This is a genomic window from Vreelandella salicampi, assembly GCF_013415105.1.
GTDB classification, from domain to species: domain Bacteria; phylum Pseudomonadota; class Gammaproteobacteria; order Pseudomonadales; family Halomonadaceae; genus Vreelandella; species Vreelandella salicampi.
This window is the reverse complement of sequence record NZ_JACCDF010000033.1, coordinates 1-2,495: the sequence shown is the minus strand read 5'-3', so window position 1 is coordinate 2,495 and position 2,495 is coordinate 1. Positions and strand designations below refer to the sequence as shown.

Below are 2,495 nucleotides of genomic sequence, written 5' to 3'. Positions count from 1 at the left end.
GCTTAAAGAATGTCGCCGCATCGCCACACGCTATGAAAAGCTGGCAAGTAGCTTTAAGGCGATGGTATGCGTGGCGTGCATCGACCGTTGCTTGCGAGCCAACTTTTCGTACAAAACCTAGACAGGTATAACGTTTCAGCCGACTGCTCATTAAGCCAACCTCTGACGGCCGGATCAGGTTCGGGTTTCATCGCCTCGGAAACGACATTGGTATCCAGAATGATCATTCAAACCTCATCGGTTCAGCCGGCGTCCTGTCACGCACCTTTTCAATGGCCGCAACGTCTTCATTGGTCAACCCAAGCTTGCGTCCCAAATCCGCCAGGGCATCGCCCATTTTGAGACGATTATCTGGCCTTGTGGCCTCTTCCAGGATGGCCCGTACCTCAGCCTCAGCGCTGCGGTGATTCTGCTTGGCCCGCGCTTTCAGTGCATTGTGTACTTCGTCAGGAATGCTCCTGATCGTCATCATGCCCATAGCTCAACCTCCTATTGCGTGTGCTAAACGCAGCACGCTCTAATTGCATTCAATATAGTAAATTGCATGCAGAAAGCAAGCATGGGAAATGTCTGCCAACCTCAGCAGCCAAAAGCAGAAAGGGCAGTCACTTGGACTGCCCTTTCGCTTTATGTGTGAAGCGGGAATACGGAAATAAATGCAGGTTTAGCGCTTACCTTCAGTTCGCAGCTTAGCCACTTCATCTAGCGCCAAGCCTGTCGCTTCAGCAATCTGCTCATCACTCAGCACCCCCAGCCTGAGCAGATTACGGGCCGTTTTCTCGATACCCAGCTTTTCGCCCTTCTCGATGCCCAGCTTTTCGCCTTCCTGACGCTCTTGCTGAGCCCAGTTTTCCAAATTTTCTGCCAACATGTCTTTATCCTCCACCAAACTGTTGAGCTGATTGAGGTCGACCTCAGCCCCGAGCCGCTGCAAGTGGCGTTTAAGCCAGCGGGTAATAATCTTGTCGATGCGCTCTTTGTGGGGATCCGCCTGAATAATCGCCACAATTCGATCCACGGCTTGCTGCAGCCCCTGGCGATTCGTGGACGCCTTCTCGATACTGAACACCCCGCTTAACGGCGACTGCACCAAGCCTAACTGTTCATCAGTATAGCGCCCTTCATCGACTAGGTAATAACGCATCTGGGGCTGGTAGACCTGCAGGAGACCCGGTGGTTCCGGCATGATCATGTCATAGAGGTCTAACGATGCCGACCAGCGCTCTGAGCCGTTATAAAGCACTACTGGAAACACCGGCGGTAAACCCTGGCCGGGTGTGATGACCTTCTGCTTTAGTAACTCACTGTAGAAGCACGCGGCGTAGTGCATCAGCCGAACCGGCATAGTGCGATCCACCGAGGACTGAAACTCCAACAAGATGTACAGGTACACCTCTTGGGTCATCCCCTGCCAGTTAACGTTGACTGACCACACCACGTCCTCAATTTTCTCTTCGAACAGCGGCGTAATGTAGCTGCCGCTATGGCTTTTCAGGGTAGAGAAATCCATTAACCGGGCAATCTCAGCAGGCGCAAAGCCTTCGATAAGTTGCTGAACAAACTCAGGATAGCTGAAAAGCTCTTTATAGCCGGTATCGTGATGGTTGCTGACCATGGAGACCTCTGACAATCGATCCAAGCCAGAATAGCATGCTCAGCTACCCGTAAAACATTCACACGTTGTGATGAAAGGCCTACAAAGCATTGCTATCACTCAGCAATTGCCTACCCATCCGGTTAAGCAGCTGCTTTTTCGGCCAAAAGGCAATCAGGTTTCGGTCACGTCGGGGGGATAACGGCAGCGTCACCACGTTGGGCATCAACTTCTTATTTAATGCCAATGTGGGCACAAAACTAACCCCGACATCTCCAGCGACCATCTGCAATAACGTGCGGGTATCGCGTACCCAAAAATCCACCTCCACCGACAAAAAGCGTGCGGGGTGGCACTGGTACCCCTTGCACACTTAACCGCCTTTCCCACATCAGCAGGTCGGTGAGGGTTAACGCCTGTGAGTCGGCATAATCATTTAACGGCATGTTCCGAGCCGAAGCAACGTAAAGATGCCCTAGCCAAAAGGCCTGTGTCGGGTTGAGTTCGCAGCACATGATGATCTCCAAACCAAAGAGATCGTTAGTGTGATCAGCACGGGTTAGCTTGGGTAGATGGGTTTTATGGAGCGTTTACGTGGCTAGGGATGGGCTTGATCCTGATGGCAGGCGTGATGGTGTTACAGAAAGGGCAGCGTTAAAGCGGAAAGCGCCCAACCATCCATGAAATGAGAGGAGGAGAAAGTTATTATCACGCAAATAAGCTTCTTGCCGCCACAAGGCGCTTTTAGTCCCCTTTATTGGGCACGCCATGCATAACCTCTGTAAGCGATCCAATAACTACATCTAGCCAGTCATTGTTCAGGCGGGTAACGTCTCTTTCCACTGCCAAGGTAGCAGCGTGTTCAGTTCGTCATCGTTGTTGAGGGTAGGCAGTGTCTCGA

The 2,495-nt window shown here is 51.9% G+C and carries 3 protein-coding genes and 1 pseudogene; 1 reads left to right on the top strand and 3 read right to left on the bottom strand.

The features are described 5' to 3' along the window. Positions 1 to 121: pseudogene (locus tag HZS81_RS18135) on the top strand (IS5/IS1182 family transposase); the annotation flags it as partial. A 102-nt stretch (positions 122 to 223) separates the two neighbouring features. On the opposite strand, the gene HZS81_RS17835 reads toward HZS81_RS18135, so the two are convergent. From HZS81_RS17835 to HZS81_RS17825, 3 genes are all read right to left on the bottom strand, one after another. Continuing rightward, a complete protein-coding gene (locus tag HZS81_RS17835; protein WP_179931868.1) occupies positions 224 to 478 on the bottom strand; it encodes a FitA-like ribbon-helix-helix domain-containing protein in 255 nt (84 codons plus the stop codon). A gap of 186 nt (positions 479 to 664) precedes the next feature. Further along, positions 665 to 1,615: an Rpn family recombination-promoting nuclease/putative transposase gene (locus HZS81_RS17830; protein ID WP_179931867.1), complete on the bottom strand. Its 951-nt coding sequence runs from the start codon at positions 1,613 to 1,615 to the stop codon at positions 665 to 667. A 79-nt stretch (positions 1,616 to 1,694) separates the two neighbouring features. Further along, positions 1,695 to 1,967, bottom strand: a complete 273-nt coding sequence (locus HZS81_RS17825; RefSeq protein ID WP_179931866.1) for a LysR substrate-binding domain-containing protein — start codon at positions 1,965 to 1,967, stop codon at positions 1,695 to 1,697. Between the last annotated feature and the right edge of the window lie 528 nt (positions 1,968 to 2,495).